At 62.2% G+C, this 25,906-nt stretch carries 24 protein-coding genes; 18 read left to right on the top strand and 6 right to left on the bottom strand.

Features of this window, described 5'->3' with window-relative positions:
- Positions 1-112: 112 nt before the first annotated feature.
- Positions 113-418, top strand: a complete 306-nt coding sequence (locus tag FHS49_RS14430; protein ID WP_184019746.1) for an REDY-like protein HapK — start codon at positions 113-115, stop codon at positions 416-418.
- A gap of 60 nt (positions 419-478) precedes the next feature.
- Here FHS49_RS14430 and leuD read toward each other — a convergent pair whose 3' ends face one another.
- The 3 genes from leuD to FHS49_RS14415 form a co-directional block, all read right to left on the bottom strand.
- Positions 479-1,111, bottom strand: a complete 633-nt coding sequence (leuD, locus tag FHS49_RS14425) for a 3-isopropylmalate dehydratase small subunit (RefSeq protein WP_184019744.1) — start codon at positions 1,109-1,111, stop codon at positions 479-481.
- On the bottom strand, positions 1,108-2,541 hold the full coding sequence (locus FHS49_RS14420; protein WP_184019742.1) for a 3-isopropylmalate dehydratase large subunit: 1,434 nt from the start codon (positions 2,539-2,541) through the stop codon (positions 1,108-1,110). The genes leuD and FHS49_RS14420 overlap by 4 nt, the downstream gene beginning before the upstream one ends.
- 122 nt (positions 2,542-2,663) lie before the next feature.
- On the bottom strand, positions 2,664-3,866 hold the full coding sequence (locus FHS49_RS14415) for a CaiB/BaiF CoA transferase family protein (RefSeq protein ID WP_184019740.1): 1,203 nt from the start codon (positions 3,864-3,866) through the stop codon (positions 2,664-2,666).
- An 89-nt stretch (positions 3,867-3,955) separates the two neighbouring features.
- Here FHS49_RS14415 and FHS49_RS14410 point away from each other — a divergent pair, with 89 nt between their 5' ends.
- From FHS49_RS14410 to FHS49_RS14395, 4 genes are read left to right on the top strand one after another with little or no spacing between them, the layout of a single operon-like run.
- Positions 3,956-4,900, top strand: a complete 945-nt coding sequence (locus FHS49_RS14410; protein ID WP_184019738.1) for a hydroxymethylglutaryl-CoA lyase — start codon at positions 3,956-3,958, stop codon at positions 4,898-4,900.
- The gene (locus FHS49_RS14405; RefSeq protein ID WP_184019736.1) at positions 4,897-5,580 is read left to right on the top strand and encodes an isochorismatase family protein; all 684 of its coding nucleotides are present in this window, start codon (positions 4,897-4,899) and stop codon (positions 5,578-5,580) included. Before FHS49_RS14410 ends, FHS49_RS14405 begins: the two co-directional genes overlap by 4 nt.
- A complete protein-coding gene (locus FHS49_RS14400) occupies positions 5,580-6,476 on the top strand; it encodes a polysaccharide deacetylase family protein (protein ID WP_184019734.1) in 897 nt (298 codons plus the stop codon). Before FHS49_RS14405 ends, FHS49_RS14400 begins: the two co-directional genes overlap by 1 nt.
- Positions 6,477-6,478: 2 nt before the next feature.
- Positions 6,479-7,405, top strand: coding sequence for a polysaccharide deacetylase family protein (locus FHS49_RS14395; RefSeq protein ID WP_184019732.1), 927 nt, complete (start codon positions 6,479-6,481; stop codon positions 7,403-7,405).
- On the opposite strand, the gene FHS49_RS14390 is transcribed toward FHS49_RS14395, so the two are convergent.
- Both FHS49_RS14390 and FHS49_RS14385 read right to left on the bottom strand, forming a co-directional pair.
- Positions 7,406-7,816, bottom strand: a complete 411-nt coding sequence (locus FHS49_RS14390; RefSeq protein ID WP_184019730.1) for a polyketide cyclase — start codon at positions 7,814-7,816, stop codon at positions 7,406-7,408.
- Positions 7,817-7,980: 164 nt separating this feature from the next.
- A complete protein-coding gene (locus FHS49_RS14385; protein WP_184019728.1) occupies positions 7,981-9,156 on the bottom strand; it encodes an acyl-CoA dehydrogenase in 1,176 nt (391 codons plus the stop codon).
- Between the two features lie 86 nt (positions 9,157-9,242).
- On the opposite strand from FHS49_RS14385, the gene FHS49_RS14380 reads away from it, so the two are divergent.
- The 7 genes from FHS49_RS14380 to FHS49_RS14350 are packed head-to-tail and all read left to right on the top strand — an operon-like array spanning position 9,243 to position 15,573.
- The gene (locus FHS49_RS14380; RefSeq protein ID WP_184019727.1) at positions 9,243-11,546 is read left to right on the top strand and encodes a bifunctional salicylyl-CoA 5-hydroxylase/oxidoreductase; all 2,304 of its coding nucleotides are present in this window, start codon (positions 9,243-9,245) and stop codon (positions 11,544-11,546) included.
- Positions 11,543-12,304, top strand: a complete 762-nt coding sequence (locus FHS49_RS14375; RefSeq protein WP_184019725.1) for an SDR family NAD(P)-dependent oxidoreductase — start codon at positions 11,543-11,545, stop codon at positions 12,302-12,304. The genes FHS49_RS14380 and FHS49_RS14375 overlap by 4 nt, the downstream gene beginning before the upstream one ends.
- Positions 12,301-12,795 carry a MarR family winged helix-turn-helix transcriptional regulator gene (locus FHS49_RS14370; RefSeq protein WP_343052988.1) on the top strand — a complete coding sequence of 165 codons (495 nt, stop codon included), beginning with the start codon at positions 12,301-12,303 and terminating at the stop codon, positions 12,793-12,795. Before FHS49_RS14375 ends, FHS49_RS14370 begins: the two co-directional genes overlap by 4 nt.
- A complete protein-coding gene (locus FHS49_RS14365; protein ID WP_184019723.1) occupies positions 12,779-13,594 on the top strand; it encodes an enoyl-CoA hydratase family protein in 816 nt (271 codons plus the stop codon). Before FHS49_RS14370 ends, FHS49_RS14365 begins: the two co-directional genes overlap by 17 nt.
- Positions 13,595-13,598: 4 nt before the next feature.
- Entirely contained in the window at positions 13,599-14,762 is a 1,164-nt protein-coding gene (locus tag FHS49_RS14360; RefSeq protein ID WP_184019721.1) for an acyl-CoA dehydrogenase family protein, read from the top strand.
- The gene (locus tag FHS49_RS14355; RefSeq protein ID WP_184019719.1) at positions 14,759-15,175 is read left to right on the top strand and encodes a thioesterase family protein; all 417 of its coding nucleotides are present in this window, start codon (positions 14,759-14,761) and stop codon (positions 15,173-15,175) included. Before FHS49_RS14360 ends, FHS49_RS14355 begins: the two co-directional genes overlap by 4 nt.
- Positions 15,172-15,573: a RidA family protein gene (locus FHS49_RS14350; protein ID WP_184019717.1), complete on the top strand. Its 402-nt coding sequence runs from the start codon at positions 15,172-15,174 to the stop codon at positions 15,571-15,573. Before FHS49_RS14355 ends, FHS49_RS14350 begins: the two co-directional genes overlap by 4 nt.
- 26 nt (positions 15,574-15,599) lie before the next feature.
- Here FHS49_RS14350 and FHS49_RS14345 read toward each other — a convergent pair whose 3' ends face one another.
- Entirely contained in the window at positions 15,600-16,004 is a 405-nt protein-coding gene (locus FHS49_RS14345; RefSeq protein ID WP_184019715.1) for a MarR family winged helix-turn-helix transcriptional regulator, read from the bottom strand.
- 407 nt (positions 16,005-16,411) lie between these two features.
- On the opposite strand from FHS49_RS14345, the gene FHS49_RS14340 reads away from it, so the two are divergent.
- The 6 genes from FHS49_RS14340 (at position 16,412) to FHS49_RS14315 (ending at position 25,716) form a co-directional block, all read left to right on the top strand.
- Complete coding sequence (locus FHS49_RS14340) at positions 16,412-17,875, top strand: aminotransferase-like domain-containing protein (protein WP_184019713.1); 1,464 nt, start codon at positions 16,412-16,414, stop codon at positions 17,873-17,875.
- An 80-nt stretch (positions 17,876-17,955) separates the two neighbouring features.
- Positions 17,956-19,623 carry an amidohydrolase gene (locus tag FHS49_RS14335; protein ID WP_184019711.1) on the top strand — a complete coding sequence of 556 codons (1,668 nt, stop codon included), beginning with the start codon at positions 17,956-17,958 and terminating at the stop codon, positions 19,621-19,623.
- A gap of 92 nt (positions 19,624-19,715) precedes the next feature.
- The gene (locus FHS49_RS14330; protein ID WP_184019709.1) at positions 19,716-21,905 is read left to right on the top strand and encodes a TonB-dependent receptor; all 2,190 of its coding nucleotides are present in this window, start codon (positions 19,716-19,718) and stop codon (positions 21,903-21,905) included.
- A 58-nt stretch (positions 21,906-21,963) separates the two neighbouring features.
- The gene (locus tag FHS49_RS14325; RefSeq protein WP_184019707.1) at positions 21,964-24,150 is read left to right on the top strand and encodes a S9 family peptidase; all 2,187 of its coding nucleotides are present in this window, start codon (positions 21,964-21,966) and stop codon (positions 24,148-24,150) included.
- On the top strand, positions 24,147-24,770 hold the full coding sequence (locus FHS49_RS14320) for an FMN-binding negative transcriptional regulator (protein WP_184019705.1): 624 nt from the start codon (positions 24,147-24,149) through the stop codon (positions 24,768-24,770). Before FHS49_RS14325 ends, FHS49_RS14320 begins: the two co-directional genes overlap by 4 nt.
- Complete coding sequence (locus FHS49_RS14315; RefSeq protein WP_184019704.1) at positions 24,760-25,716, top strand: alpha/beta hydrolase fold domain-containing protein; 957 nt, start codon at positions 24,760-24,762, stop codon at positions 25,714-25,716. Before FHS49_RS14320 ends, FHS49_RS14315 begins: the two co-directional genes overlap by 11 nt.
- Positions 25,717-25,906: the final 190 nt, after the last annotated feature.

Below are 25,906 nucleotides of genomic sequence, written 5' to 3'. Positions count from 1 at the left end.
CGGTCAGAACGCGGCGCTGCGCTCGACGCTGGCGGCGCGGTGAAGTTGATGGGCGTGGTGTTTCTGCCGTTCCCTGACCAACCGCCGGCATTCAATTCCGATGGAGAGCTTGATGAGAATCATCGTGATGTTCAATTTGAAGCCGGGCGTCGACCAGGGCGCATATGAGCAATGGGCAAAGTCCACCGACATTCCCGGCGTGCGCGCTCTGTCGTCCGTCGCCGACTTTCAAGTCTATCGCGCAAACGGCGTGCTTGGCACCGCGGCCAACGCGCCCTTCGCTTATTTCGAAACGATCGACATCACCGATATGGGCGCATTTGGCGTCGATGTCGCGAGCGAGGCCGTGCAAAAGGTCGCGGCGGAATTTCAGCAATTTGCGGACAACCCGCAGTTCGTGCTGACCGAAGCTTTGTAATCCGCTGCTTTCATGGCCAGGCGATCGTCGTGACAAGATCCCGGCCTTGAACAGTAACCGCTATGCGCTCGGACCATGTTGGCCTGAAAGATAGGCCCATGGTCGCCGTTCGGAATCCATTGCCCGGAACGTGGCGATCTCCGGGCGGCGTTGCAGCGTCAGTTCGATCGCATCGAGCCCCTGCATCAGCATCTGGCGCGGCTCGTTGCCCAGTGAAAAGCGCCACTCCTCATCCCCTGCGCGCACCGTCTGCGTTTCGAGGTCGATCGTGATGTGCGGCCGGGTCGCGACGATCGCGGCGATGCGCTCGACGGCGGGCAGGGGCAGAATGATCGGGGCCACGCCGTTGCGGATGCAATTGCCCTCGAAGATGGGGCTGAACGATGGAGCCACGACAGCGCGGAAGCCATATTCGGCTAGCGCCCATACGGCATGTTCGCGGCTCGATCCGCAGCCGAAATTCGCACCGCTGATGAGGACGTTGGCACGGTCATAGGGCGGCTGGTTCAGAATGAAGACGGGATCGGGCGTCCGGCTGTCGATCTCGCTATAGCGCCATCCGGCGAACAGCCCATCGGCGAGTCCGGTCTTGGAAACGGTCTTCATCTCGCGTGAGGGGATGATCGCGTCGGTGTCGATATTTTCGCGCATCAACGGTGCGGCGATGGCGGTAAGGCGGACAAGGGGGGTCACTGGATGGGCTCCAACCGGCGCGGATCAGCGATGTGGCCGGCGATGGCCGATGCGGCCACGGTCTCCGGCGAGGCGAGATGGGTGCGCGTCCCCGGCCCCTGGCGGCTTTCGAAATTGCGGTTGGTGGAGGATATCACGCGTTCCTGCGCGCCGAAGCTCTCCCCCCCGGCAAAGAAGCACATCGAGCATCCCGCTTCACGCCATTCGAAACCGGCTTCGCGAAACACGATGTCCAGTCCTTCTGCCTCGGCCTGCCTTTTGACCTCGGTCGATCCCGGCACGCAGATCGCCCGCACCCCCGGTGCCACCTTTCGGCCGCGCAGGATTGCAGCCGCGCGGCGCAGATCGGACAGGCGACTGTTGGTGCAGGAGCCGATGAAAGCCGCGTCGATCGGCAGGGCGGTGAGATCGCCGCCCGGTGCCAGTGCCATGTAGTCCAGCGCACGATCATAGGAATCCTGACTATCCCGCACGCCAAGCTCATCGAAGCGGGGAACCGGCGCCCCGATCGGAGCCGCATGTTGCGGACTGGTGCCCCAGGTGACCATGGGCGCGACATCCGCAGCGTCGATATGGTGTTCGGCGGCGAAAGCAGCGCCTGGATCGCTGTTCAACGTCTGCCAATAGCCGAGCGCAACATCCCAACCTGCGCCCGATGGCGCATAGGTGCGGCCCTGCAGATAGGCGAAAGTGATCTGATCGGGAGCGACCACCGCGCCGAACGCGGCCAGTTCGGTCGCCAGATTGCACAGCGTCATGCGGGCTTCCATATCCAGCGCGCGCACCGCGCTTCCCGCAAATTCAACGATATGCCCCTTTGCGCCGCCCGAGCCGAGCCGGCCCACGATATGCAGCGCCAGATCCTTGGCAGTGACGCCTGACGGCAACACCCCGTCGATCGTGATCCTCATGTCCAGCGGGCGGGCAATGCGCAGCGTCATCGTCGCCAGCGCATGTTCGGCTTCGGTCGATCCTATGCCCCACGCCAGCGCGCCGAACGCGCCCTGGGTGCAGGTGTGGCTGTCGGGGCAGACCAGAGTGACGCCGGGCAGCACGATCCCTTGCTCGGGCGACGTGACGTGCACGATCCCCTGACGCGGATCGCCCAGATCGAACAATGTGATCCCATGTTCGTGCGCGGCTTCGCGTGTCGCGATCAGGAATGCGGTGCCGGTGGGCATCAGCGTCTTGTCGGTCCGCCCGGGAAAGGTATCGACGATATGATCCATCGTTGCGAACACCTGATCGGGCACCATCACACTGCGGTTTGCCGCGGAAAGGCTTTTCAGGGCCACGCCGCCGGTCCGCTCGTGCAGCAGGATGCGATCGATCAGGACAAGGGTCGTGCCGCCGTCCATCTCGGCGATGCGGTGATCCCACCAGATTTTTTCGGCCAGCGTGCGAGGCGGCGGCGGTGCGGAGTCTGACATGCGGGTGCAGCCTTGATCAGGAGCGGAGAGCGGACTGGCAATAGGGTGCGTAGGCAAAACGACGCGCACGCTGCTGCGCAAATTGTCGATGCTGCACCACAGCGCCCCCGCCAGACCCGAGTCTAGGCTGCATCTGCAACCGTTGCGATAATCGCGCCAGCGCGCAACGCCTGGATTTCCGATTCGGGCATTCCGATTTCGCGCAACACATCCAGCGTGTCGGCACCAGCGCGAGGAATGCCGCGCGCTGCGCCTGCCCGGCGACCGTCCATTTCGATCGGCAATGCGGGAAGACGGGTGACCGCACCATTCTCCAGCGTGAGATCGACCAGGCCACCCGCCGCGTTGAGATGAGGATCGTCAAACAGATCCTCCGGTCGCGTGATCGGTGCGAAGGGCAGGCCTGTTTCTTCCAGCAGGGGGATCAGCGATGCCCGGGTCAGCTTGGCAAAGAGCGCGCGGACATGCGGCAGGATGACATCGCGCGCCTTCACCCGATCATTGTTGCGCGCATAGGCCGGGTTGCTACCGATCTCGCCCAGATCGAAGGCCTTGCAAAAGGCGGTCCACTGGGTATCGCTGACCACGCCCACGAACAATTGTTCGTCGGGATTGGCGGTCTCGAACACATCGTAGATCGCCCATGCGGAGATGCGCACGGGCATCGGCTGGGCGGCGGCTCCCGTGACCGCCATCTGCGCCATATGCTGGCCCACCAGAAAGGCTGTGGTTTCGAACAGAGAAGAGCGCACCTCGCCGCCCGTGCCTGTACGATGCCGCCGTTGCAGCGCCGCGAGAATACCGATCACGCCGAACATGCCGCCGGTCACGTCGATCACTGAAGCGCCGGCGCGCAGGGGCTTGCCAGGCGGCCCGGTCATATAGGCGAGGCCGCCCATCATCTGAGTCACTTCGTCCAGCGCAGTGCGGTTCTCATATGGGCCGGACAGGAAGCCCTTGGCGGAATAATAGATTAGGCCCGGATTGCTTTTGCGGAACTGCTCTGCCCCGAGGCCCATTTTCTCCAGTGCACCAGGGCGGAAATTCTCGATCAACACGTCTGCATTCTCGATCAGCCGTTTGGCCAGGGCCACGCCCTCCGGCGCTTTCAGATCGATGCACAGGCTGCGCTTGTTGCGATTGAACATCGGAAAATAGCCCGCGCCCGATCCCAGCAGACGGCGTGTCTGATCGCCGCCGATCGGCTCGATCTTGATCACCTCGGCACCCAGATCGGCCAGGATCACGCCCGCGGACGGCCCCATGACCATGTGACTGAATTCCACCACGCGGATGCCCGCAAGGGGGAGATCCTGTTCCTGCATCTGCTTTGCGCCTTTTCGAACCCACTCTGGACAACAGTTTTAATTGATATACAAGCATATCAAATCAAGCAAGGCGGGAGTTGACCTGGGTGGACGTGCTTATCAGCGAAGTCGGGCCGCGTGACGGGCTTCAAAGCATCAGCCGGATCATGCCGACCGCAGCCAAGAAAGCCTGGGTCGATGCCGCCGCCGCCGCCGGCGTGACGGAAATCGAAGTGGGCAGTTTCGTTCCCGCCAAGCTGCTGCCCCAGCTTGCCGATACGGGCGAGATCGTGGCCCATGCGGTCAACATTCCCGGTCTGACAGTCGCCGTGCTGGTGCCCAATGCGCGCGGTGCCGAAGCGGCGATCGCGGCTGGCGCGCACAAGATCACGCTGCCGCTCTCGTGCAGCGAAACGCATAGTCTCGCCAATCTGCGGCGCACCCATGGGCAGGTGCTGGAAGAAGCGGCCTCGATTTCACGCCTGATCGCAGCGCTCCCCGTTGAAAGGCGTCCCCATTTCGAAGGCAGCCTGTCCACAGTTTTCGGCTGCACGCTGGAAGGCGCGATCCCCGATGCGCAGATCGCACGTCTGGCGGAATCACTCATGGCCGCGGGCTGCGACGAAGTGGGGTTGGCCGATACCACGGGCTATGCCGATCCCCGCGCCGTGCGCCACATCATCAAATTGGTGCGTGGTGCCGTCGGCGATGCGGCGGTGATGGGCATTCATCTTCACAACACGCGCGGGCTGGGACTGGCGAATGTGCTGGCCTCGCTGGAAGCGGGGCTGACAACCTTCGATAGCTCGCTGGGCGGGCTGGGCGGCTGTCCCTTCGCGCCGGGCGCCAGCGGGAATATCGTGACCGAGGATCTGGTCTATATGCTGGAGGCGATGGGCATTTCCACCGGGATCGATCTGGAGGCATTGTTCGCGGTGCGGAGATTGGTGGGCGCTGCGCTTGAGGGCGAACCGCTCTACGGCTTCACGCCGGAAGCTGGTTTGCCGCTGGGCTTTGTGCCCGCAAATTCGGTTCAGGGAGCATCGGCATGAGCATTGTTGGAACCAGGATGGTCGAGGATGGCCGCACCGCGCGTCAGATTTTCGAAGAAGTGATGGCCAATCCCGCCCGCACGAAATTCGGTTTCGGCGAAAAGCTCGCGATCGTGAACGTGGATTTCCAGAACGCCTATACACGGATTGACGAGTTCAAGACCGCCTATGAAACCGATCCTCGCCAGATCGAATATGTGAACACGATCTCCCGCCTGGCGCGCGCGAAGAACATGCCGGTCATCTGGACCCATGTCGCTTATGCCGAGGATGCAAGCGACGCGGGCATATGGGGCACGCGGACCGATACGCCGGACAGTCTTCAGAATATCAAATATGACAGCCGGCGGCACGCCTTCGATGATCGCTGCGAGATCGATCACGCGCGCGACGCGGTCTACACCAAACGGATGCCTTCGCCCTTCTTCGAGACGCCGCTGCAAAGCCTGCTCGTCTGGCATAAGGTGGATACGGTGGTGATCACGGGCGGATCGACTTCAGGCTGCGTGCGCGCGGCGGCGGTGGATTCGCTCAGCCGCGGCTATCGCACGATTGTCCCCATCGAGACCTGTGCGGACAAGCATGAGAGCTATCACTTCGCGAATCTCACCGATCTGCAGCTCAAATATGCCGATGTTGAGCCGGTGCAGACCGTGATCGACTGGCTGGAATCGCGCTGATGCGGGAAGGTGAGGGGGATCCCGGGCTTTATCCCTACAGCCCTTATCGCGGACGTCCGAAGCTGGAATGGCCGGGCGGCAAGAAGGTCGCGGTGTGGATTTCCCCCAATCTTGAATTTTACGAGCTGGATCCGCCGGCCAATCCCCACCGCAAGAGCTGGGCGAAGCCGCATCCCGATGTGGTTGGTTATGCACACCGCGATTACGCCAATCGCGTCGGTCATTGGCGCATGGCGGAGATGATGGAGAAGCACGGCTTCAAGGGGTCCGTTTCGCTGTCGGTGGCGCTATGCCAGCATGTGCCCGAGGTGGTGGAGCACGCCAATGCGCTGGGCTGGGAATTCTTCAGCCATGGCATTTACAACACCCGCTACAGCTATGGCATGGACGAGGTGCAGGAGCGCGCGATCATCGAGGATTCGATCCGCACCGTGCGCGAGGCCACCGGGCAGACGATCAAGGGCTGGCTCGCGCCCGCGCTCACACATACGCCGCGCACACTGGATCTGATCGCCGAATATGGGCTGACCTATACGTGCGATCTTTATCATGACGATCAGCCGGGACCGGTCGCGGTGCGCAGCGGCACGCTCATTTCCATGCCCTACAGTCTGGAAGTGAACGATCATTACGGCTTCTTCATCTATAATATGAGCCCGCGCGACTATGCGGAAACGCTGATCCGCCATTATGATCGACTGGCAGCCGAAGGTGCGGAATCGGGCACGGTGATGTGCATCCCGCTTCACAGCTATCTGATCGGCCAGCCGCACCGGATCGGCGCATTCGAGCGGGTATTGCAGCATATCGTGGATGATGGCCGCGCGTGGATTACGCGCAGCGGGGATATCGCAGACCATTATCTGGCGCAGCGGTCAAAGACGGCGGAGATTTGAACATGGCGCTCGATCCGGCCTATCTCGACTATCCTCATCGGCACAAGGGCATGGACCATGGTCTGTATCGCTGGTCGAACATCTTCGATCGCCCGGCGATCACCTGGCCAGACAGCCGGCGTGTTCTCACCTGGGTGGTAATCGATCTAGAATGGTTCCCCATCACGCCCACGGACAAGCCGTTTCGCGCGCCGGGTCATATGCAGACCAGCTATCCGGATTATCGCCATTATACCGCGCGCGATTATGGCAATCGTGTCGGAATCTACCGTCTGCTCGATGCGCTGACGAAGGTCGGCGCGCGGGCGAGCGTCGCGGCGAACGGCGCGATTGCGGAGCGCTATCCCGAATTGATGCGCGACATCGTGGATGCCGGGCATGAGATCATCGCGCATTCCACGGACATGAACGGCACGATTGCAACCGGCATCGGGGAAGCGGAAGAGCGCGCGCTGATCGTGGATACGCTCGACTCACTGGAGCGCGCGGCAGGGGCAAGGCCGAAGGGATGGCTTTCCATCGCCCGATCGCAATCCTTTGATACGCCCCGGCTGCTCGCGGAGGCGGGCCTTGGCTATATGTGCGATTGGGTGAATGATGATCTGCCCTACCGGATGGAAACGCCGGCAGGCGCGATCATCAATCTGCCGCTCAATCACGAACTGTCCGATCGCCAGATCCTGACGGTGCAGCAGCAATCGATCGATTCCTATTGCGAGCAGATGCGCGATGCCTTCGCCTGGCTCGATGCGGAATCCGCGCGGCATGGCGGCCGGATTCTACCGCTGAACATCACGCCCTATATCATGGGATTGCCCTATCGCATCGCCGCGTTCGAGCAACTTCTGGCCTGGCTTGCGGCACAGCCGGGGCACGGCTTTGCGCGGGGGGACGAGATCGTGGGATGGGCGGGGGCGCAGATCGGCTGATTATCGCCGGGAAGCCTTATTCTCGATAAGGTTCTTGAGCGCTTTCAGGTCGCGCATGATCAGCTTTGCATCCCGCGAAAAGCGTTCATCGTCCATATCGGGTTGCCGATAGAGCGTCAGCATCACCTCAGCGCCGTCGCCGTTTTCGACGATCCGCAAGGGAACGTGCACGATCTCGCCATCGCCCGCATCCACCCAATGATCCATTACGCCATGGTCGTTATGCGGCGAAAACCGGAATTTCAAAGGCGGATCTTCGCCATCGTCGATCCAGTGCCCGCCCTCTTCCCGCAATTGCGATTCGGATAAGCCGATGGCCCATTTCGAAAAGAAATTCGGGTGCCAGATCTGTTCGTAAAGCGCTTTCCAATTCCGTTCGATCGATACGCTATAGGTACGGGCAGGCAACATCACACTCTCCGAAGGACGCTTATGGCGGAAACTTGCCAGCGCTGTAGCGCGTTAACGGCCGGGAGGCATTCCCTCATGCGTCCTATAATCGATCAAGGCCCATCCGCGATATAGGACGATGAACCGCGACGATCGTGATCATCGCGATCCGACGGCGTAACGCATCAACTGAAGGCCTGTATCCCTGTGATGGCGCGCCCGAGGATGAGGGCGTGGATATCGTGCGTGCCTTCATAGGTGTTGACGGTCTCGAGATTGACGAGATGGCGGATGACATGGAATTCGTCGGCAATGCCGTTGCCGCCGTGCATGTCGCGCGCAACACGAGCGATGTCGAGCGCCTTGCCGCAATTGTTGCGTTTGATCAGGCTCACCATCTCGGGTGCCCATGTGCCGGCATCGATATTGCGGCCGACCGCAAGCGCGGCCTGAAGGCCAAGCGCGATCTCGGTCTGCATGTTGGCGAACTTCAATTGCGGGATCTGGTTGGCGGCGAGCGGCCGGCCGAACTGCTGGCGATCGAGCTGATATTGCCGTGCGCGCGCGAAGCAATCCTCGGCCGCGCCCATCGCGCCCCAGGCGATGCCGTAGCGCGCCTTGTTGAGGCAGCCGAACGGACCGCCCAGGCCTTTGGCATTGGGCAGAAGATTGGCTTCGGGCACGAACACATCGTCCATCACGATCTCGCCGGTGATCGACGCCCGGAGCGACATCTTGCCCTCGATCTTGGGAAAGCTCAGCCCCTCCATTCCGCGCTCCAGGATGAAGCCGCGGATCACGCCGTCGAGCTTGGCCCAGACCACCGCGATATCCGCGATCGGGCTGTTGGTGATCCACATCTTCGATCCCGACAGGCGATAGCCGCCATCGGCCACGATCGCCCGGGTCTTCATCCCCGCAGGATCGGACCCGGCATCGGGTTCGGTGAGACCAAAGCAGCCCACGATCTCGCCCGAGGCCAGACGCGGAAGATAGGTCTCGCGCTGTTCCTCCGAACCATAAGCATGGATCGGGTGCATCACGAGCGACGATTGCACGCTCATCGCCGAGCGATAGCCCGAATCCACCCGCTCCACCGCGCGCGCCACCAGACCGTAAGCCACATGGCTGACCCCCGCACAGCCATAGCCCTCGATCGTCGCGCCCAGCAGACCCAATGCCCCCAGTTCGCTCATGATCTCGCGATCGAACCGCTCCTCGCGCGTCGCGCTGATCACCCGCGGCAGCAATTTCTCCTGCGCATAGGCCTCCGCCGTATCGCGCACCATCCGCTCATCCGCGCTCAACTGCGCATCCAGCAAAAACGGATCGTCCCAATGAAAAGGCGTGAACGCGGCCATGATCGATTTCTCCATCCAAGATTTGTCCCCTCTTGCAACGACTCTGAAAATGCTTCAAGCTTGAAATATATTCAGGAGACAGCAAAATGCGTATCGCGTGCATCGGTGGCGGACCTGCAGGACTCTATTTCGCGATTTCGATGAAGTTGCGAGACCCTTCGCACGAGATCACGGTCTACGAACGCAATCGCGAGGGCGACACGTTCGGCTGGGGCGTGGTGTTCTCCGATCAGACCGTCGATAATATGATGGCGAACGATCCCGTCAGTGGCCAAGTGATCGCCGAGGAATTCATCCATTGGGACGATGTCGAGGTCCATATCAAGGATGAGGCGATCCGCTCTTCGGGTCATGGCTTCATCGGTATCGGGCGCAAGCGTTTGCTCATGATCCTGCAGGATCGCGCGCGCGCGCTGGGTGTCGGGCTGGTGTTCGAGCATGAGGCCAGCGCCGATCTGGCGGACTATGCCGATTACGATCTGGTGATCGCGGCGGATGGCGCGAACAGCCGCATCCGGGATCGCTATGTCGAGCATTTCGGCATCGATATCGACGTCAAGCGCAACAAATTCGTGTGGCTGGGCACGCACAAGGTGTTCGACGCGTTCACCTTCGCCTTTGAAAAGACCGAGGCTGGCTGGATCTGGGCACATGCTTATCGTTTCGACGAAAACCTCTCCACCTTCATCGTCGAATGCGATCCCGAGACCTGGACCGGGCTTGGGCTCGACAAGATGGAGCAACCCGAATCGATCGCTTTGTGCGAGAAGATCTTTGCCAAATATCTGGATGGCAATGCGCTGATGACCAATGCCGCGCATCTGCGCGGATCGGCGGCCTGGCTCAACTTCCGCCGTATCATTTCCAATCAATGGTCCTATGACAAACTCATCCTGCTGGGCGATGCCGCGCACACCGCGCATTTCTCGATCGGATCGGGCACCAAGCTGGCGCTTGAGGATGCGATCAAGCTGGCCGAAGTGCTTAATCGCCCCGGCCTATCCCACAAGGCGGCGCTGGAGGAATATCAGGCGGAGCGCAGCGTCGAGGTGTTGAAGCTTCAGAATTCGGCGCGCAATTCCACCGAATGGTTCGAGACGCTCGATCGCTATCTGCCGTTCGAGCCGATCCAGTTCGCTTATTCGCTGCTCACCCGGTCACAGCGGGTCAGTCATGAAAATCTGCGTTTGCGTGATAAGAACTGGCTCGAGGGCGTGGAGCGGTGGTTCCAGTCGCGCGCCACCGGCAAGGCCGCCAATGATGTGGTGGCTCCGATGTTCGCACCCTACACATTGCGCGAAATGACGCTGGACAATCGCATCGTGGTGTCCCCCATGGCGACCTATTCGGCGACCAATGGCGTCCCCGGTGATTTCCATCTCGTGCATTATGGCACGCGCGCGCAGGGCGGTGCGGGGCTGGTGTATACCGAGATGACCTGCGTTTCGCCGATGGGGCGGATCACGCCCGGCTGCCCTGGCATGTATGCGCCCGTGCATGTCAACGGGTGGCGCAGGATCACTGATTTCGTCCACGCCAATACCAAGGCGAAGATATGCCTCCAGCTTGGCCATGCGGGGGCCAAGGGTTCGACCAAGCGCGGCTGGGAAGGCATGGACGCCCCGCTGGACAACAACAATTGGCCATTGCTTGCGGCCTCCGCACAGGCCTGGGCACCGGCAAACCAGATTCCGCGCGCCATGACGCGCGCCGATATGGATGCAGTGCGCGATCAGTTCGTGGCGGCTGTGAAAATGGCGGTGGACGCGGGCTTCGACATGATCGAGATGCATGCGGCGCATGGCTATCTGCTCTCCAGTTTCATTACGCCCTTGCTCAACAAGCGGACGGATGATTATGGCGGCAGCCTGGAAAACCGGCTGCGCTTTCCGCTCGAAGTGTTCAACGCGATGCGCGCCGCCTGGCCGGCAGCCAAGCCGATGTCGGTCCGCATCTCCGCCAATGACTGGATGGGTGATGCCGGCGTCACGCCGGACGAGGCGGTGCTGATTGCCCAGGCTTTCGATGCGGCGGGTGCCGATCTGATCGACGTATCCGCCGGGCAGACCTGGACGGCGGCCAAACCGGTTTATGGCCGCATGTTCCAGACGCCTTTCGCCGATCAGGTGCGCAATGAGGCGCATGTGGCGACGATGGCGGTGGGCAATATTTTCGAGCCTGATCATGTCAATTCGATCCTGGCTGCTGGGCGCGCCGATCTGGTGGCGCTGGCGCGGCCGCATCTGATTGATCCGATGTGGACCCTGCGCGCCGCCGCGGCGCAGGAGCATGACGATATCTTCGTGCCGCCACCCTATCTGGCGGGGCAGGCGCAATTGACGCGTAATTTGAAGCGCGCGGCTGAAACGGCGGCGGCATTGAAGGCATGAGCAGGCTCGCGGGACGCCATGCCGTGGTGACCGGCGGCGGCAGCGGGATCGGCGCGGCGATCGCGCGCGTTCTGACTGCCGAGGGCGCGCTGGTGTCTGTAGTCGGTCGCCGGCAAGCCCCGCTGGATGCGCTGACCAGCGAGATCGGCAGCTTTGGCGCAGTGGCCGACGTGACGGACCGTGACCAGGTGGATGCAGCCTTCGCCGCCGCCCGCGCGGCGCACGGTCCCATCTCGATCCTGATCAACAATGCCGGAGCCGCGGCCAGCGGACCCTTTGCAAAGCAGAGTGCTGAAGGGTGGCGCAACGCCATGGCGGTCAATCTCGATGCGCTATTCCATTGCACCCAATCCGCGCTGGCGGATCTGCTGGCGGCCGACGCGGGCCGCGTCGTGATGATCGCGTCCACCGCGGGACTTAAGGGCTATGGTTATGTCGCGCCCTATGTGGCGGCCAAGCATGGCGCGATCGGCCTGACGCGCGCGCTGGCGATCGAATATGCCACGACCGGACTGACGGTGAACGCGGTTTGCCCCGGATTCACCGATACCGATTTGGTTGCAGAGGCCGTATCGACGATTCGCGAAAAGACCGGGCGTGATGCCGCAACAGTGCGCAAGGACCTGGCCCAGTTCAATCCGCAAAAGCGCCTGATCGATCCTGCCGAGGTGGCCAGTGCCGTGCTGTGGCTGTGCCAGCCGGAAAACCAGTCTATCACCGGGCAGGCGCTGGCGGTGGCCGGAGGGGAAGTGATGTGAGTATCCGGGAAAAGCATGATGGGCAGGTCGGCGTGGATCGTGTCAACGTGCGTCTCTGGCTCCGTTTGCTAAGCTGCTCCACGGTGATCGAAAAGCGCGTCCGGCGACGCTTGTCCGAGCGAGGTGCCACGCTGCCGCGTTTCGACGTGATGGCCACGCTGGACCGCAATCCCGACGGGCTGACGATGTCGGCATTATCCCGGCTGCTGCTTGTTTCCAATGGCAATGTGACCGCGGTGGTGCAGGCGCTTTCCAAGGAAAGGCTGGTCCAAATGGAGCCCAGTCCGACCGATGGCCGCGTTTCGATCGTGCGGCTGACCGAGCAGGGGCAAGCATCTTTCGACGATCTGGCGCAGGGGCATCATCGCTGGATCGATGCGATGTTCAAGGGAATGGACAAAAAGGAGAGCGAACAGCTCTTCGCGCTGCTTGGCGTGCTGAAGGCGTCAATTGCGGACGAAATGGTAGAGGAGAATGAGCTTGAATCCTGAAACCTATAGCGCTGAGCATTTCCGCTGGGATTATGCGGCGGGTATCGCGACGATCACGCTGAACCGCCCGGAGCGCAAGAACCCGCTGACATTCGAATCCTATGCCGAATTGCGCGATCTGTTTCGCGATCTCGTCTATGCCAATGCGGTGAAGGCCGTAATCGTGACGGGTGCCGGCGGCAATTTCAGCTCGGGCGGCGATGTGCATGATATTATCGGCCCACTGACCAAAATGGCAATGCCCGAACTGATCGCCTTCACCCGTATGACGGGCGATCTGGTGAAGGCGATGCGCGGCTGCCCGCAGCCGATCATCGCGGCGGTGGATGGCGTGTGCGTCGGTGCGGGGGCGATCATGGCGATGGCGTCCGACCTGCGTCTGGCCACGCCCGAAGCCAAGACGGCGTTTCTCTTCACCCGCGTCGGCTTGGCCGGCTGCGACATGGGGGCGTGCGCCATCCTGCCGCGGATCATCGGACAGGGGCGGGCGTCCGATCTGCTCTACACGGGTCGCGCCATGAGCGCCGACGAGGGCGAACGATGGGGCTTCTACAATCGCCTCGTGGCGGCCGATGCGTTGCAGGACGAGGCACAGAAGCTGGCGCGGCGTCTGGCCGATGGGCCGACCTTTGCGCACGGGATCACCAAGACGCAGCTCAATGTGGAATGGAATGTCAGCCTTGAAACCGCCATCGAGATGGAAGCGCAGGCACAGGCGATCTGCATGGCGACTGGTGATTTCCGGCGCGCGTTCGAAGCCTTTGCAGCCAAGCGCCAGCCCGTATTCGAAGGAAACTGAAGCCGTGGCGGATCTGAGCTATCTCGATTGGCCGTTCTTTGATGACAGCCACCGTGCGCTGGCCGAAGGGCTGGAGGCGTGGTGCGTCGCCGAACTCGATCATCACGAGCCGGATGACGTGGATGCCGCGTGCCGGGAATTGGTACGGAAGCTGGCCGATGGCGGCTGGTTGCGCTTCGCCGTGCCTTCGGCCTTTGGTGGTGCGCGCGAGGCGCTGGACGTGCGCTCGCTCGCGATCATCCGCGAGACGCTGGGGCGGCATTCGGGTCTGGCCGATTTCGTCTTTGCGATGCAGGGCTTGGGATCGGGCACGATCAGCCTGTTCGGCACGCCCGAGCAGCAGGCGGCCTATCTCCCCGCCGTTGCGGCCGGGGAGAAGATAGCGGCCTTTGCGCTGACCGAACCGGATTCGGGCAGCGACGTCGCCGCGATCGCGACCAGCGCCGAGGAGCAGGCGGACGGCAGTTACCTATTGAACGGCGCCAAGACCTATATCTCAAACGGCGGGATCGCCGATTATTACGTCGTCTTTGCGCGCACCGGAGAAGCGCCGGGTGCGCGTGGGTTGTCCGCCTTCATCGTGGATGCCGATGCACCGGGGCTGGAAATTGCGGAGCGCATCCGCGTGATCGCGCCGCATCCGCTGGCCCGTATCGTGTTCAATAACGTGCGCCTGCCCGCGGGTGCCCTGCTGGGTGAACGCGGCAAGGGCTTTGGCCATGCGATGGCGACGCTCGATATCTTCCGCACCACCGTGGGCGCTGCAGCCATGGGTTTCGCCAAGCGCGCGCTGGAGGAGGCGACCAGACGCGCGCTCACCCGCAAGCACGGCGCGGGCACGCTATCGGACAATGCCGTGGTGCAGGCGCAATTGGCGGAGATGATCCTCGATATCGAGACCGCATCTTTGCTTATCTACCGCGCGGCATGGCTGCGCGACGTGGCAGGCAAGCGCAATACCAAGGAAGCGGCGCTCGCCAAGCTCCACGCCACCGAGGGCGCGCAGCGCGTGATCGATCAGGCGGTGCAGATTTTCGGCGGTGAGGGCGTCACCCATGGCAGCGTGGTGGAAGCGCTCTACCGCGAAGTCCGGGCCTTGCGCATCTATGAGGGTGCATCCGAAGTGCAGCGCCTCGTGATCGCGCGCCAGCATCTCGCCAATCCGTGATCGCGCACTATCCCGTGCGTTTCGCGCACTGCGATCCAGCGGGAATCGCTTATTATCCGCGGCTGTTCGAACTGTGCGACGGCGCGATCGAGGATTGGTGCGCCCTTGTGTTGCGGGTGCCGCGGCGGATCATGCACCTGGAGCTTGGGCTGGGGATGCCGACCGTCCATATGGAGGCGCGGTTCATTGCACCTTGCCGGCTGGGTGAAATACTTGATATCGAGATCGCCGCGCGCAGGGTGGGAAACAGCTCGATCGATCTGACCGTGCGTGTCGGCTGCGGTGGCGCTCCGCGTTTCGAGGTGGATTATACCCAGGTTCTCATGACGCTGACCGAGGCGCGCGCCACGCCCTGGCCCGACGCCTGGCGAACCATCATTGAATCCGAATTGACTGTGAGGAATGACGCATGACCGTCCATCAAACCCTGCTCCCGCCCGGCTGGCCGCGGCCCAAGGGCTATGCCAATGGCATCGCCGCCAGCGGCCGGATGATCTTCACCGGCGGCCTCGTCGGCTGGGATGCCGAGGAGCGTTTCGCCACAGGGCTGGCTGGGCAGTTTCGCCAGGTGCTGCAGAATATGCTGGCGGTTTTGAACGAAGCCGGGGCGGGACCGGAGCATCTGGTGCGGCTCACCTGGTATATCACCGATCGCGATGATTATATCGCCAGCCTGCCCGCGATCGGCACCGTTTATCGCGAGTTGATCGGCAAGAACTTTCCGGCGATGGCCGTGGTGCAGGTCGCCGCGCTGGTCGAAGCGGCGGCGCTGATGGAGATCGAGGCCACCGCTGTGCTGCCCGAGGCGTAAACCGCCTCGGCTACGTCCCGTCCGGATTATTCGATCGGCAATTTGCTCAGATTCTGGCTGATTTTCTGCAGGGTCTTGAGCAGGTTTGCGATGTCGCGCTCGCTGATTCCCTCGGTGGCGCGCACGAACTGGCGGCCCACGATCGGGGTCAGTTTGCGCAGCGTCTGCTGGCCCGCCGGGGTCAGCGTCACCTCGGTGATGCGATTGTCTTCGGGATTGGCCTCGGTGGTCACCAGGCCTTGCTCGAGCATCCGATCGATGATGCGGCTGACAGTCGAGCGCTTGGTCAGCGCCACTTCGGCCAGCGCGCCGATGCTGGCGGGTTGGTGTTCGCGCAACACAGTCATGATCCGGTAGATCGGCTTGGATACGCCGTGCTTATGCAGCACCTTGTCCATATCCTCGTGATATTTATAGTCCGCGTGGGCCATCAAATAAAACGGAGAGTTATCCAGCCTAAAACCCGGATTGCTCGGGTCATAGGCGCTGCGACTATTGTTGCTATCCTCTGGCTTGCTCATCAATTTCATAACCTGTTCTGGCAACCATCCGTTCCAACTACGCCGACAGAGCCAATAGCAATGCCGATTCCGTTTCCTCCTTAGCAGGAGAGAAGACTTTGTGGAGGCATAATCTGACAAATGACATGTGTCTTTTCACCTATCTCCTTCTTGCAGCGGGCATTGCGGCGTTCAGATTGCCATGCCGGCCCAGCCCATGTCACCCGACAACGCCCTCTCGCCGTTGCGACATTGACAACCTTAATGCGGTCTTGCTTAATCACTGGACCTGATTTGTGCCGGAATCGTGGCATGGATTGATCCAAAGGCGCGCGACCATGTTCATTCCGCCGATCCACATCGATCCGTCCCGCGATCTGCCGCTTTACCTGCAGGTGACGCGCGCGCTGATCGAAGAAATCCAGCGGGGGCGGCTCGCGCCGGCGATGTTCCTGCCCAGCACCCGCTCGCTCGCCGAAGCGCTGAAGGTCAATCGCAAGACGATCGTATTGGCCTATGACGAACTCACCGCGCAGGGATGGCTGGTCTCGCATGGGACACGGGGCACGGCAGTGTCGCCATCGTTGCCCGAACAGCCGCTTGTGTCCGCCGAGCATGTGTTCCCCCGTGAGACCGGCCCGGTAAAGGCAGGATATCGTTTCCGCCCGCCCCCGCCCGAGCCGCTGGCCATTCCCACAGGCCCGTGGCGCAAGATCGACGAAGGCGCGCCAGACGGGCGGCTGTTTCCGGCGGAACTGCTGGGTCGCGCCTATCGATCGGCGGTGGACAGCGCGTTTCGCATGAACCGGCTGCAGTATCGCGATCCCCGTGGCTCGCGCCTGCTGCGCGAAAGCATCGCCAACATGCTGCGCAACGAACGCGGGCTGATGGTGTCGCTCGATAACGTCTGCATCACCCGCGGTAGCCAGATGGGCATTTTCCTGGCGACCCGCATTCTGGCCCAGCCGGGCGAGGCGATCCTGTTTGAATCGCTGAGCTACGGCCCGGCGGTGGCGTCGGCGCAGGCGTGCGGGGCGCAGGCGATTTCAGTGGGGTTGACGCCCGACGGCGTGGATGTGGACGATGTCGAGCGCGCCTGCCGACGGCACCGGGTGCGCGCCATCTTCCTGACCCCGCATCATCAGTTTCCCACCACGGTGTCGCTCAAGCCCGAACGCCGCCTGCGTCTGCTCGAACTGGCGCGGCAATTCGCCTTTGCCGTGATCGAGGATGATTATGATCACGAATTCCGGTTCGGATCGCAGCCGCTTCTGCCCATGGCCAGCTATGCGCCCGATCGCGTGATCTATGTGGGATCGCTCTCCAAATTGCTCGTGCCGGCGCTCCGGCTGGGGTATGTCGTCGCCACGCCGGAGGTGATCGATGCCATTGCGCACGAGATTTCCCTGATCGACGGCATGGGCAACACGCTGACCGAAGAAGCCGCGGCGGACCTGACCGACAGCGGCGAGGTGCGTCGTCATGCGCGCAAGATGACACGAATCTATGCCGCGCGCAGAGACAATTTCGCCACCACAGTCGCAGAGGAATTGGGAGATCAGATCGATTTCCGCGTGCCCGATGGCGGTCTGGCTTTCTGGCTGAAATTTCGGGACAATTCCTTTCTCGATCGGATCGAACGCAATGCGCACAAGGTCGATCTGCGCTTTGCCTCCTCCCATTCTTTCATGACACGGCCCGATGCGGAACGCGGTCTGCGGCTGGGTTTCGCCAGCATGGATGAAGGCGAGGCGCGCGACGCGATCAAGCGGTTGCGAAGGGCCGGTAATATGCCTGCCTGATAGTTGGACCCGTCGATGGGTCCAATATTGGATGTTTCTTGATCCGTGTCTGTCAGGTCAATCCGAGGCACGGAGGAAGAATGATCGACCGGCGTCAATTCATCGGGGCTACCGCAGCCATGCTGCTCGCGCAGCCGCTTCATGCGGCCGGTGGGCCGCTCGACATCGCGCTGATCAATGCGCGCGTGTGGACCGGCATGAAGCCGGATGCGGCCATCACGGCGGTTGGATTGAAGGGCGATCGCATCGTCGCGATCGGCGCCGATGCGGTCCGCGCGGGCAGCGGACGCGGCACGCGCACCATCGATCTGGGTGGTGCCTTCCTGATGCCGGCCTTTATCGACAATCACACGCATTTCTTGCGTGGGTCGGCAATGCTGACGCAGCCCAATCTGCGCGAAGCCCCCAATCGCGCGGCCTTTACCGCGCAGGTGGCCCAGGCCGCGCGGGCATTGTCACCGGGCCAATGGGTCGAGGGTGGATATTGGGACGAGCAATTATGGGGCGGTGAATTGCCCACCCGGCATTGGATCGACGCCGTGACCCCGGATACGCCCGTTGCGGTATCGCGCCTCGATCTGCACATGGTCTTGCTGAATTCGGTGGCGCTGAAACTGGCGGGCATCGATCGCAACACGCCGGATCCGGCGGGCGGGCTGATCCTGCGCGATGCCAAGGGAGAGCCGACCGGCATATTGAAGGACAATGCCGCCTGGCTCGCCGAGCGCGCCATCCCCAGGCCCACCGACGCGCAGACCGAAGCCTCGGTGAAGCGCGGCATCGCGCATGGCCTCTCCAAGGGCGTGGCGCAGGTGCATATGCCGGAAATCGACTGGAGCAGTTACGAAGCGCTGCGCCGGTTGGGTGCCAAGGGCGAGACGGGGATGCGCTTTTATGCCTTCACGCCTCTGGCCGACTGGGAAAAAATGGCCGCGATCGTCGCTGCCGAAGGCCGTGGTGACGATTGGCTGCGCTGGGGCGCGGTGAAAGGGTTGATGGATGGATCGCTCGGTTCGCGCACCGCCTTGTTCCGCCAGCCCTATACCGATGCGCCCAATCAGCATGGCGTGCGCGTCGCGCCGCTCGCCGATGTCCGCAAATGGGTGCAGGCGGCGGATGCGCATAAGCTGCATGTCACCGTCCACGCGATTGGCGACGCGGCGAATGACGAGATCCTCGATATCTTCGCCGAAGTCGCCAGCGCCAATGGCCCGCGGGATCGGCGTTTCCGGATCGAACATGCCCAGCATCTGAGCCAGCCGGCGATCAAGCAATTCGCCGCGCAAAAGGTGATCGCGTCGGTTCAGCCCTATCATGCGATCGATGACGGCCGATGGGCGATCAAGCGCATCGGCGCGGCGCGTTTGAATGGCACCTATGCCTTCAAGTCTCTGCTCGATGCCGGTGCTACGATGACGTTCGGATCGGATTGGCCGGTGGCCCCGCTCGATCCGCTGGCCGGCCTCCATGCGGCGGTGACGCGCGCTACGATCGACGGTGCCAATCCGCAGGGCTGGTTGCCCGATCAGAAGATCAGCGTTGAGCAGGCGCTGTCCGCTTATACCCGCGCCAATGCCTATGCCGGATTCCAGGAGGATCGGCTGGGCGTCATCGCCCCGCATTATCTGGCGGATTTGACGGTGCTCGATGCCGATCCCCGCGCGATCCCCGCCAGCGACATCGCCAAGATCAAGGTGTTGCGCACGTTCGTTAACGGACGCCAGCGCTTCGGGCCTGAAGACCACTGAGGATCAACCAGCAAGCCGTCAAAGAACGGCACCATCCAACATCCCGGCACAAGCTGCGCAACGCGGCAGCCGGGCAAAAAAGGGAAAAGACGATGACCAAGATCATGATCAAGCCATTTGCCATATCCGCCATCGCGATGATGATGGCGGGCGCGACACCGGCCTGGGCGCAGGAAGCGGTGGAAGACAGTGCTTCGAACACCGGCAATGAAATCATCGTGACCGCCGGCAAGCGGCAGGAGCGGCTCGGCGATTTCGCAGGCAGCCTCTCCGCCGTGACCGGTGAGCAGCTCGAGAAGATCGGCGCACAGGATTTCAAGGATTATCTGACGCGCACGCCCGGCGTGGCCTTCAATACCGGGCCGTCCAACAATTCACAGGCAGTGATCCGCGGCATCGGCACCAATGCCGGGCTCGATCAGGGTCAGGGCACCACCGGCTATTTCATCAACGATATCCCGATGAACGAACCCGGCTATACCGTCGTCATCCCCGATATCGACGCTTTCGACGTGCAGCGCGTCGAAGTGTTGCGCGGCCCGCAGGGCACGCTGTTCGGCTCCGCCTCATTGGGCGGCGCGATCAATTTCATATCCAACCTTGCGAACCCGGAGGCGATCGAGGCCGCAGCGGAAGCCGGGATCGGCACCACGCGCTTTTCCGATGGCGAAGTGAATTACCGCGCGAAAGGCATGATCAACCTGCCGATCATCGCCGATAAATTGGCGGTGCGCGCTGTGGTCACCCAGCGCGTCGATGCGGGGTATATCAACAATATCGGCGTGGGCGAAAAGGGCTCCAACGATCTCCACACCTTCGGCGTGCGCGGCTCGATCGTGTTCACCCCCGATGTGGATACCAAGCTGAGCTATCTTGGTCTGTATCAAAAGAGCCGCACGGACGACAACAGCATCGCCAATGCCAATCTCGGCCTGTTGGTCAAGTCGACCGCGATCGAATTGCCGATGATATTCGAAACCGAGCTTCACAGCTTGCGGCTCGATCATGATTTCGGTTTCGCCGATTTCACGATGCTGGGCACTTATAACAAGAAGAGCGGCGACATTTATGACGAGCTCTCGTCCATTCCCTTTTATGGGGCTCTGAATCCTGGCCTCCACAATTTTCTGCAAGCCGGTCAAAGCACCACTTGGTCTTTCGAGGCGCGCTTTGCGTCCCCCAAGGGCGAGACGTTTGACTGGGTGGTGGGCGCGACGCACATCAATACGGAAAAAGGCTTTCAGGAGCATCTTTCCTCTCCCAACTACACCGCAAACCATCCTGCCGAGAATGCCGCTGGTCTGCTGAACGGGGACGAATATTATTTCGGCGCGTCCCGCACCAAGGGCGAAGAAAACGCGCTGTTCGGTGAGGGCAATCTCAATCTCGGCGCGTTCACGCTGACCGCGGGTGGGCGTCTGTTCCAGACCAGCACGGATACCTACACGATCGGTGCCGGCATCTTCTCCGGCGCGCCCTACAGTGCGCCGCTGATCAATCCGCCGTTCGGCGTCAACGAATCCGGTTTCGCGCCGAAGCTCTCGATCAAATATCAGCCGCAGGATGATTTCATGGTCTATGCGCTGGCATCCAAGGGCTATCGCTTCGGTTCGCCCAACACGCTGCCGCCGCTGGCCGGATCGCCCATCCCGCTGGGCACCGAATCCGATAGCCTGTGGAATTACGAAGTCGGCACCCGGTTCGATCTGTTCGACAAGGCGCTGAATCTCAACCTCACGGGATTTTACGTCGACTGGACTAATCTTCAGGTGCGGCTGCGCCGCGCTGGCGATGGTCTCACCTATGGCGCGAATGCAGGCGCGGCGGAAATCTATGGTGTCGAGGCCGCGGCGGCGCTCACGCTGGGGGGCTTCTCCTTCGCCACCAACGTGACCTATCTCGACGCCAAGCTCTCCGAAGCCATTCCCACGGGTTCGCCGCCGCTGCCCGAAGGCAAGAGGCTGCCGTCCGCCGCGAAATGGCGCATCTCCAACACGGCAAGCTACAGCTTTGGTGGTGAGGTCGCGCCCACGGTCATGCTGCTTCATCGCTATGTGTCCCGCTCGCCGGGCTTCCTCACCGAGACGACGAGCTTTGCGCCCTATAGCATTTTCGATGCGCGGATTTCGGCCAAGCTCGGTGCCTTTTCGGCGGCGGTCTATGCCGAGAATATTGCGGATAAGCGCGCCGTGACATTCGGCTATTCCGATTTTGGTTCGGGCGCTGGCCGCTTCATCGTTCGCCCGCGCACCTTTGGGGTGCAGTTGAACTGGGCGTTGTAAAGGTCATAGGTGGCCGGGATCGGTTTCCCGGCCACCAATTTTCTGGGATGATGCGTGCATGATGGACCGCCGAAAGATTTGCGTATCGCTGGGTGCGATGACGATAGCGGCGATGGCACGGCCGGGCGTTGCGCTCGCCGCGAAATCTGCCTGGCCGATCCCGCCGCAGCAGCCGGTGCAGCCGAGGGAAGTCGGCAATTTCGGCCATAAGCGGATCGATAATTACGCCTGGATGCGGCCGAAGGATTGGCACGCGGTGCTGCGCGATCCCACCACGCTCGATCCGCCGATCCGCGCCGCGATCGACGCCGAGACGGCTTATGCCGATGCCATGCTGGCCCCCTCTCAGCCCTTGCAAGCAGCATTGCTGCAGAGAGCGGAAGCCGTCGGCAACAGCGCGACCTCGCCGCTGGAAGTGGAAGACGGCGGCTATCTTTATTATCAGCGCGCTGCACCGGGCAGCGAATATCCGGTCTATGCGCGCAAACCCAAGGCGGGCGGCGCTGAACAGATTCTGCTCGACGCGGGCGCGCAGGCCAAGGGCAAGACCTTTTATGGCCTGCATTGGGCCGGCCCGTTTCACAGCCCTGATCAGAAGATGTTCGGCTGGGCCGAGGATCTGACCGGATCCGGCATCTTTTCCATCCGCGTCCGCGAGATTGCCACGGGCAAGATGCGCGTCACGGATATCGATGCGGGCCATGGCAGCTTTGCCTTCGATGCGGGCGGGCGCTATCTCTTCTGGGTAGGGCGCGATGACAGCGGCCATCCCAATTCGGTGTGGCGGCGCGATATGCAGACCGGCGCGGACGTGAAGGTGCATGCCGAAAGCGATCCCGCTTTCTTCATTCAGTTGCGCACCACGGCTTCCGGCGGGTTCGTGGTGATCCAGATGCTGAACGGCGCGCAGACCGAGGTCATGCTCGTTCCCGCGAGCGATCCCACGGCAAAGCCGATCCTGGTGGAGCCGCGTGCGCCCGATCTGCGCTACGATGTGGATCATTGGAACGATCAGCTTGTCATTCTTACGGATGTCGATGGCGCGATCGATATGAAGATCATGACGGTGCCGGTAGCGACGCCAGGCCGCGCGCAATGGAAACCCTGGGTGCCGCATATCGCGGGGCGTTTCATCGCCGCCATTCATCCGTTCCGCGATCATCTGGTGCGCGAGGAATGGCGCGACGCCAATCCGCGTCTTGTGGTGATGGACAAGAAGGGCGGGGAGCGGGATGTCGGCTTCGACGAACCCGCTTACGCCCTGTTCGCGCCGCATGGTCAGGGTTGGGACGCGCCCGCGCTGGCTTTCACCTATCAATCACCGCGCACCCCGCCACAGCCTTCGCGCCTGATGCTCGCCTCTGGCACCGCAGCGCCGGCCCGCGCAACGACAATCAATCCGGCTTACGATCCCGCGCATTATGTGGTCGAACGGCTTGAAGCCGTGGCCCCGGATGGCGAACGTGTGCCGATCACGCTGTTGCGATCCAAGGCGGCTCGGCGCGACGGGAAAGCGCCGCTCTTCCTTTATGGCTATGGTTCCTATGGCGCGACCGTGCCGGCGGAATTCGATGCCGCGTCGATCGCGCTGGTCGATCAGGGCTGGAGCTACGCCATCGCCCATGTGCGGGGCGGCGCGGAAAAGGGCAGCCATTGGTGGCGGTCGGTGCTCAAGACCGGCAAGAAGAAGACCTTCACCGATTTCATCGCTTGCGCCGAACATCTGATCGCGGAAGGCTATACAGCTAAGGGGCGGATCGTGTCGCATGGCTATTCCGCGGGCGGTCTGCTGATGGGGGCGATCTATACGATGCGGCCCGATCTCTGGGCGGGCGTGATCGCGCAAGTGCCGTTCGTGGATCCGCTGAACACGATGGACGCATTCGAAACGCATCCGCTGGGGCTCACCGCTTTGCCGATCTGGGGCGATCCGCGCGTGCCGGAGGAATATGCGTATATCGCGAGCTATTCGCCTTATGATCAGCTCAAGCCCGCCGCTTATCCCGCCTTGCTCACCACGAGCAGCCTAGCCGATGAACGCGTCGCCTTTTATGAGCCGCTGAAATTCACGGTGCGTGCGCGGGCCGTTACCACCGGCGGCCATCCGATCATGACCAAGATCTCGTCCATCGGCGGCCATATGGGCGCATCCGGCAGCAAGGCCGTGCGTCAGCAGCAAGCGATGTTTCAGGCTTTTGCGATCTGGGCGGCGGACGATAAATGGGGCATTGTCCCGCAACGATGAACAAGAAACAGGAATATGGGGACCAGTTTGCGCCCCGCGATCGGGAAAGTCTCGCGGCCTTCGTCAGCGAACAGGTGCTTGCGATGGTCGTATCGGATGGGCCGGAGGGGTTCGTCTCGACCCCGCTGCCGCTGCTGGCGGACATTGGGGCCGATGGGGAGATCACAGGCTTCTTCGGTCATTTCGCGCTCGCCAATCCTCACTTGGCCGTGGTGGCGGCGCAACCGCGTGCGCTGATCCTGTTTCAGGGTCCGCAAGGCTATATCCAGCCGGGCTGGGTATCGAAGCCGGGCTGGGCACCGACATGGAATTACGCTTTTGCCCAATATGAGGTGGAAATCCGCCTCGTCCCGGACGAAAATGACGCGGCGATCGATGCGCTGGTGTCTCATATGGAAGGCGATGGCCCCGGTGCCTGGCGTCCTGACGCGATGGGGGATCGCTATGCCAAGCTCATTCCCCATATCGTGGCGTTTCGTGCGAACGTGATCCGCGCGCGGTCGCGCTTCAAGCTGGGGCAGGATGAGAGCCCCGAAACGCTGAATGAAATATTGGACGCGCTGGGCGATGTGCCGCTTGCGCGCCTGATGCGCCAGGCCGGGGATAGTGATGATGGATGATGTCGATCCCCACATCCGCCGGTTCCATCATCAGGTGAATGCCGATTATGCCAGGCTGTCGGCCGGCGGCTATGCCGATATTTCCGCGCGGCGCGCCGTGGCCGAAGAGGTGCGCGCGCCATGGACGGCGGGCGGTCCCGTAATGGCGAAGACCGAAGAGTTGATCGTCGGCGCGGGCAAGCTGCGGGTCCGCATTCACCGCCCCAATGCCGATCCCGTCCTCCCGGTGCTGCTCTATATCCATGGCGGCGGATGGATGTTGTTCAGCATCGATACGCATGATCGGTTGATGCGCGAATATGCCGCACGGGTCGGCTGCGCGGTGATCGGCGTGGATTACAGCCTCTCGCCCGAAGTGCGCTTTCCTCATGCGCTGGACGAGATTGTGGACGTGGTAGGCTGGGTGCGGTCCGACGGCGCTGCGCACGGCCTCGATCCCGAGCGGGTCGCGATCGGCGGTGATTCGGCCGGAGCCAATCTGTCGCTGGCGACGGCGCTCAGGCTGCGCGATGCGGGAGAGCCGCCGCTGAACGCGCTGCTGCTCAATTATGGCGCGTTCGATACGGAGATCCGCGACAGCCACAGCCGCTATGACGGCGACGCCTATAATCTGACTGCAAGCGAGATGGTCGATTTCTGGGATGCCTATCTCGGCCCCGATGGAGATCGGCAGAGCCCTTATGCCCGGCCGATGCTGGCAAAGCTCCACAATCTGCCCCCGGCCTTCCTGTGCATCGCCGCGTGCGATATCCTCGCCGATGAAAATCGCGCTATGTCTGCAAAGCTGCGCGACGCGGGGGTGGAGGTTCGCATGACGGTTTACGCCGGCGCTATCCACAGCTTTCTGGAATCCATGAACATATCGGATATGGCCAACACCGCCATTGCAGACGGAGCGGACTGGTTGAAACGTCATTTGAAGTCCGGCGCTTCAGCCGCGGATTAAAGATTGCCGCGCCCGGCTATCAACTCATGCGCGTCACGCGTCCACCGCGGATCACCCATCCATGGCGAGCGAACCGCGGGTTCGTTTTCTGGGCCTCGACGCCATTTTCGACGACAGTTCTGTTAACGCGTCATCGGATGCGCGCGCTCATCCCGCGTTTTACAGCGGAGATAATGGGATCAAAATTTGG

Source organism: Sphingobium boeckii (assembly GCF_014199215.1).
Lineage (GTDB): Bacteria > Pseudomonadota > Alphaproteobacteria > Sphingomonadales > Sphingomonadaceae > Sphingobium_A > Sphingobium_A boeckii.
Note: the sequence above shows the minus strand (reverse complement) of the source record. Positions and strands in the feature narration are given on the sequence as shown.

Coding starts and splice junctions, on each gene's coding strand:
- FHS49_RS14400 (WP_184019734.1), top strand. CDS start 5,580: ATGCGGGAAGGTGAGGGGGATCCCGGGCTTTATCCCTACAGCCCTTAT.
- FHS49_RS14380 (WP_184019727.1), top strand. CDS start 9,243: ATGCGTATCGCGTGCATCGGTGGCGGACCTGCAGGACTCTATTTCGCG.
- FHS49_RS14335 (WP_184019711.1), top strand. CDS start 17,956: ATGATCGACCGGCGTCAATTCATCGGGGCTACCGCAGCCATGCTGCTC.
- FHS49_RS14415 (WP_184019740.1), bottom strand. CDS start 3,866: ATGCAGGAACAGGATCTCCCCCTTGCGGGCATCCGCGTGGTGGAATTC.
- FHS49_RS14365 (WP_184019723.1), top strand. CDS start 12,779: ATGAGCTTGAATCCTGAAACCTATAGCGCTGAGCATTTCCGCTGGGAT.
- FHS49_RS14350 (WP_184019717.1), top strand. CDS start 15,172: ATGACCGTCCATCAAACCCTGCTCCCGCCCGGCTGGCCGCGGCCCAAG.
- FHS49_RS14330 (WP_184019709.1), top strand. CDS start 19,716: ATGACCAAGATCATGATCAAGCCATTTGCCATATCCGCCATCGCGATG.
- FHS49_RS14375 (WP_184019725.1), top strand. CDS start 11,543: ATGAGCAGGCTCGCGGGACGCCATGCCGTGGTGACCGGCGGCGGCAGC.
- FHS49_RS14395 (WP_184019732.1), top strand. CDS start 6,479: ATGGCGCTCGATCCGGCCTATCTCGACTATCCTCATCGGCACAAGGGC.
- FHS49_RS14345 (WP_184019715.1), bottom strand. CDS start 16,004: ATGGCCCACGCGGACTATAAATATCACGAGGATATGGACAAGGTGCTG.
- FHS49_RS14315 (WP_184019704.1), top strand. CDS start 24,760: ATGATGGATGATGTCGATCCCCACATCCGCCGGTTCCATCATCAGGTG.
- FHS49_RS14420 (WP_184019742.1), bottom strand. CDS start 2,541: ATGTCAGACTCCGCACCGCCGCCGCCTCGCACGCTGGCCGAAAAAATC.
- FHS49_RS14405 (WP_184019736.1), top strand. CDS start 4,897: ATGAGCATTGTTGGAACCAGGATGGTCGAGGATGGCCGCACCGCGCGT.
- FHS49_RS14340 (WP_184019713.1), top strand. CDS start 16,412: ATGTTCATTCCGCCGATCCACATCGATCCGTCCCGCGATCTGCCGCTT.
- FHS49_RS14390 (WP_184019730.1), bottom strand. CDS start 7,816: ATGTTGCCTGCCCGTACCTATAGCGTATCGATCGAACGGAATTGGAAA.
- FHS49_RS14320 (WP_184019705.1), top strand. CDS start 24,147: ATGAACAAGAAACAGGAATATGGGGACCAGTTTGCGCCCCGCGATCGG.
- FHS49_RS14430 (WP_184019746.1), top strand. CDS start 113: ATGAGAATCATCGTGATGTTCAATTTGAAGCCGGGCGTCGACCAGGGC.
- FHS49_RS14385 (WP_184019728.1), bottom strand. CDS start 9,156: ATGGCCGCGTTCACGCCTTTTCATTGGGACGATCCGTTTTTGCTGGAT.
- FHS49_RS14325 (WP_184019707.1), top strand. CDS start 21,964: ATGATGGACCGCCGAAAGATTTGCGTATCGCTGGGTGCGATGACGATA.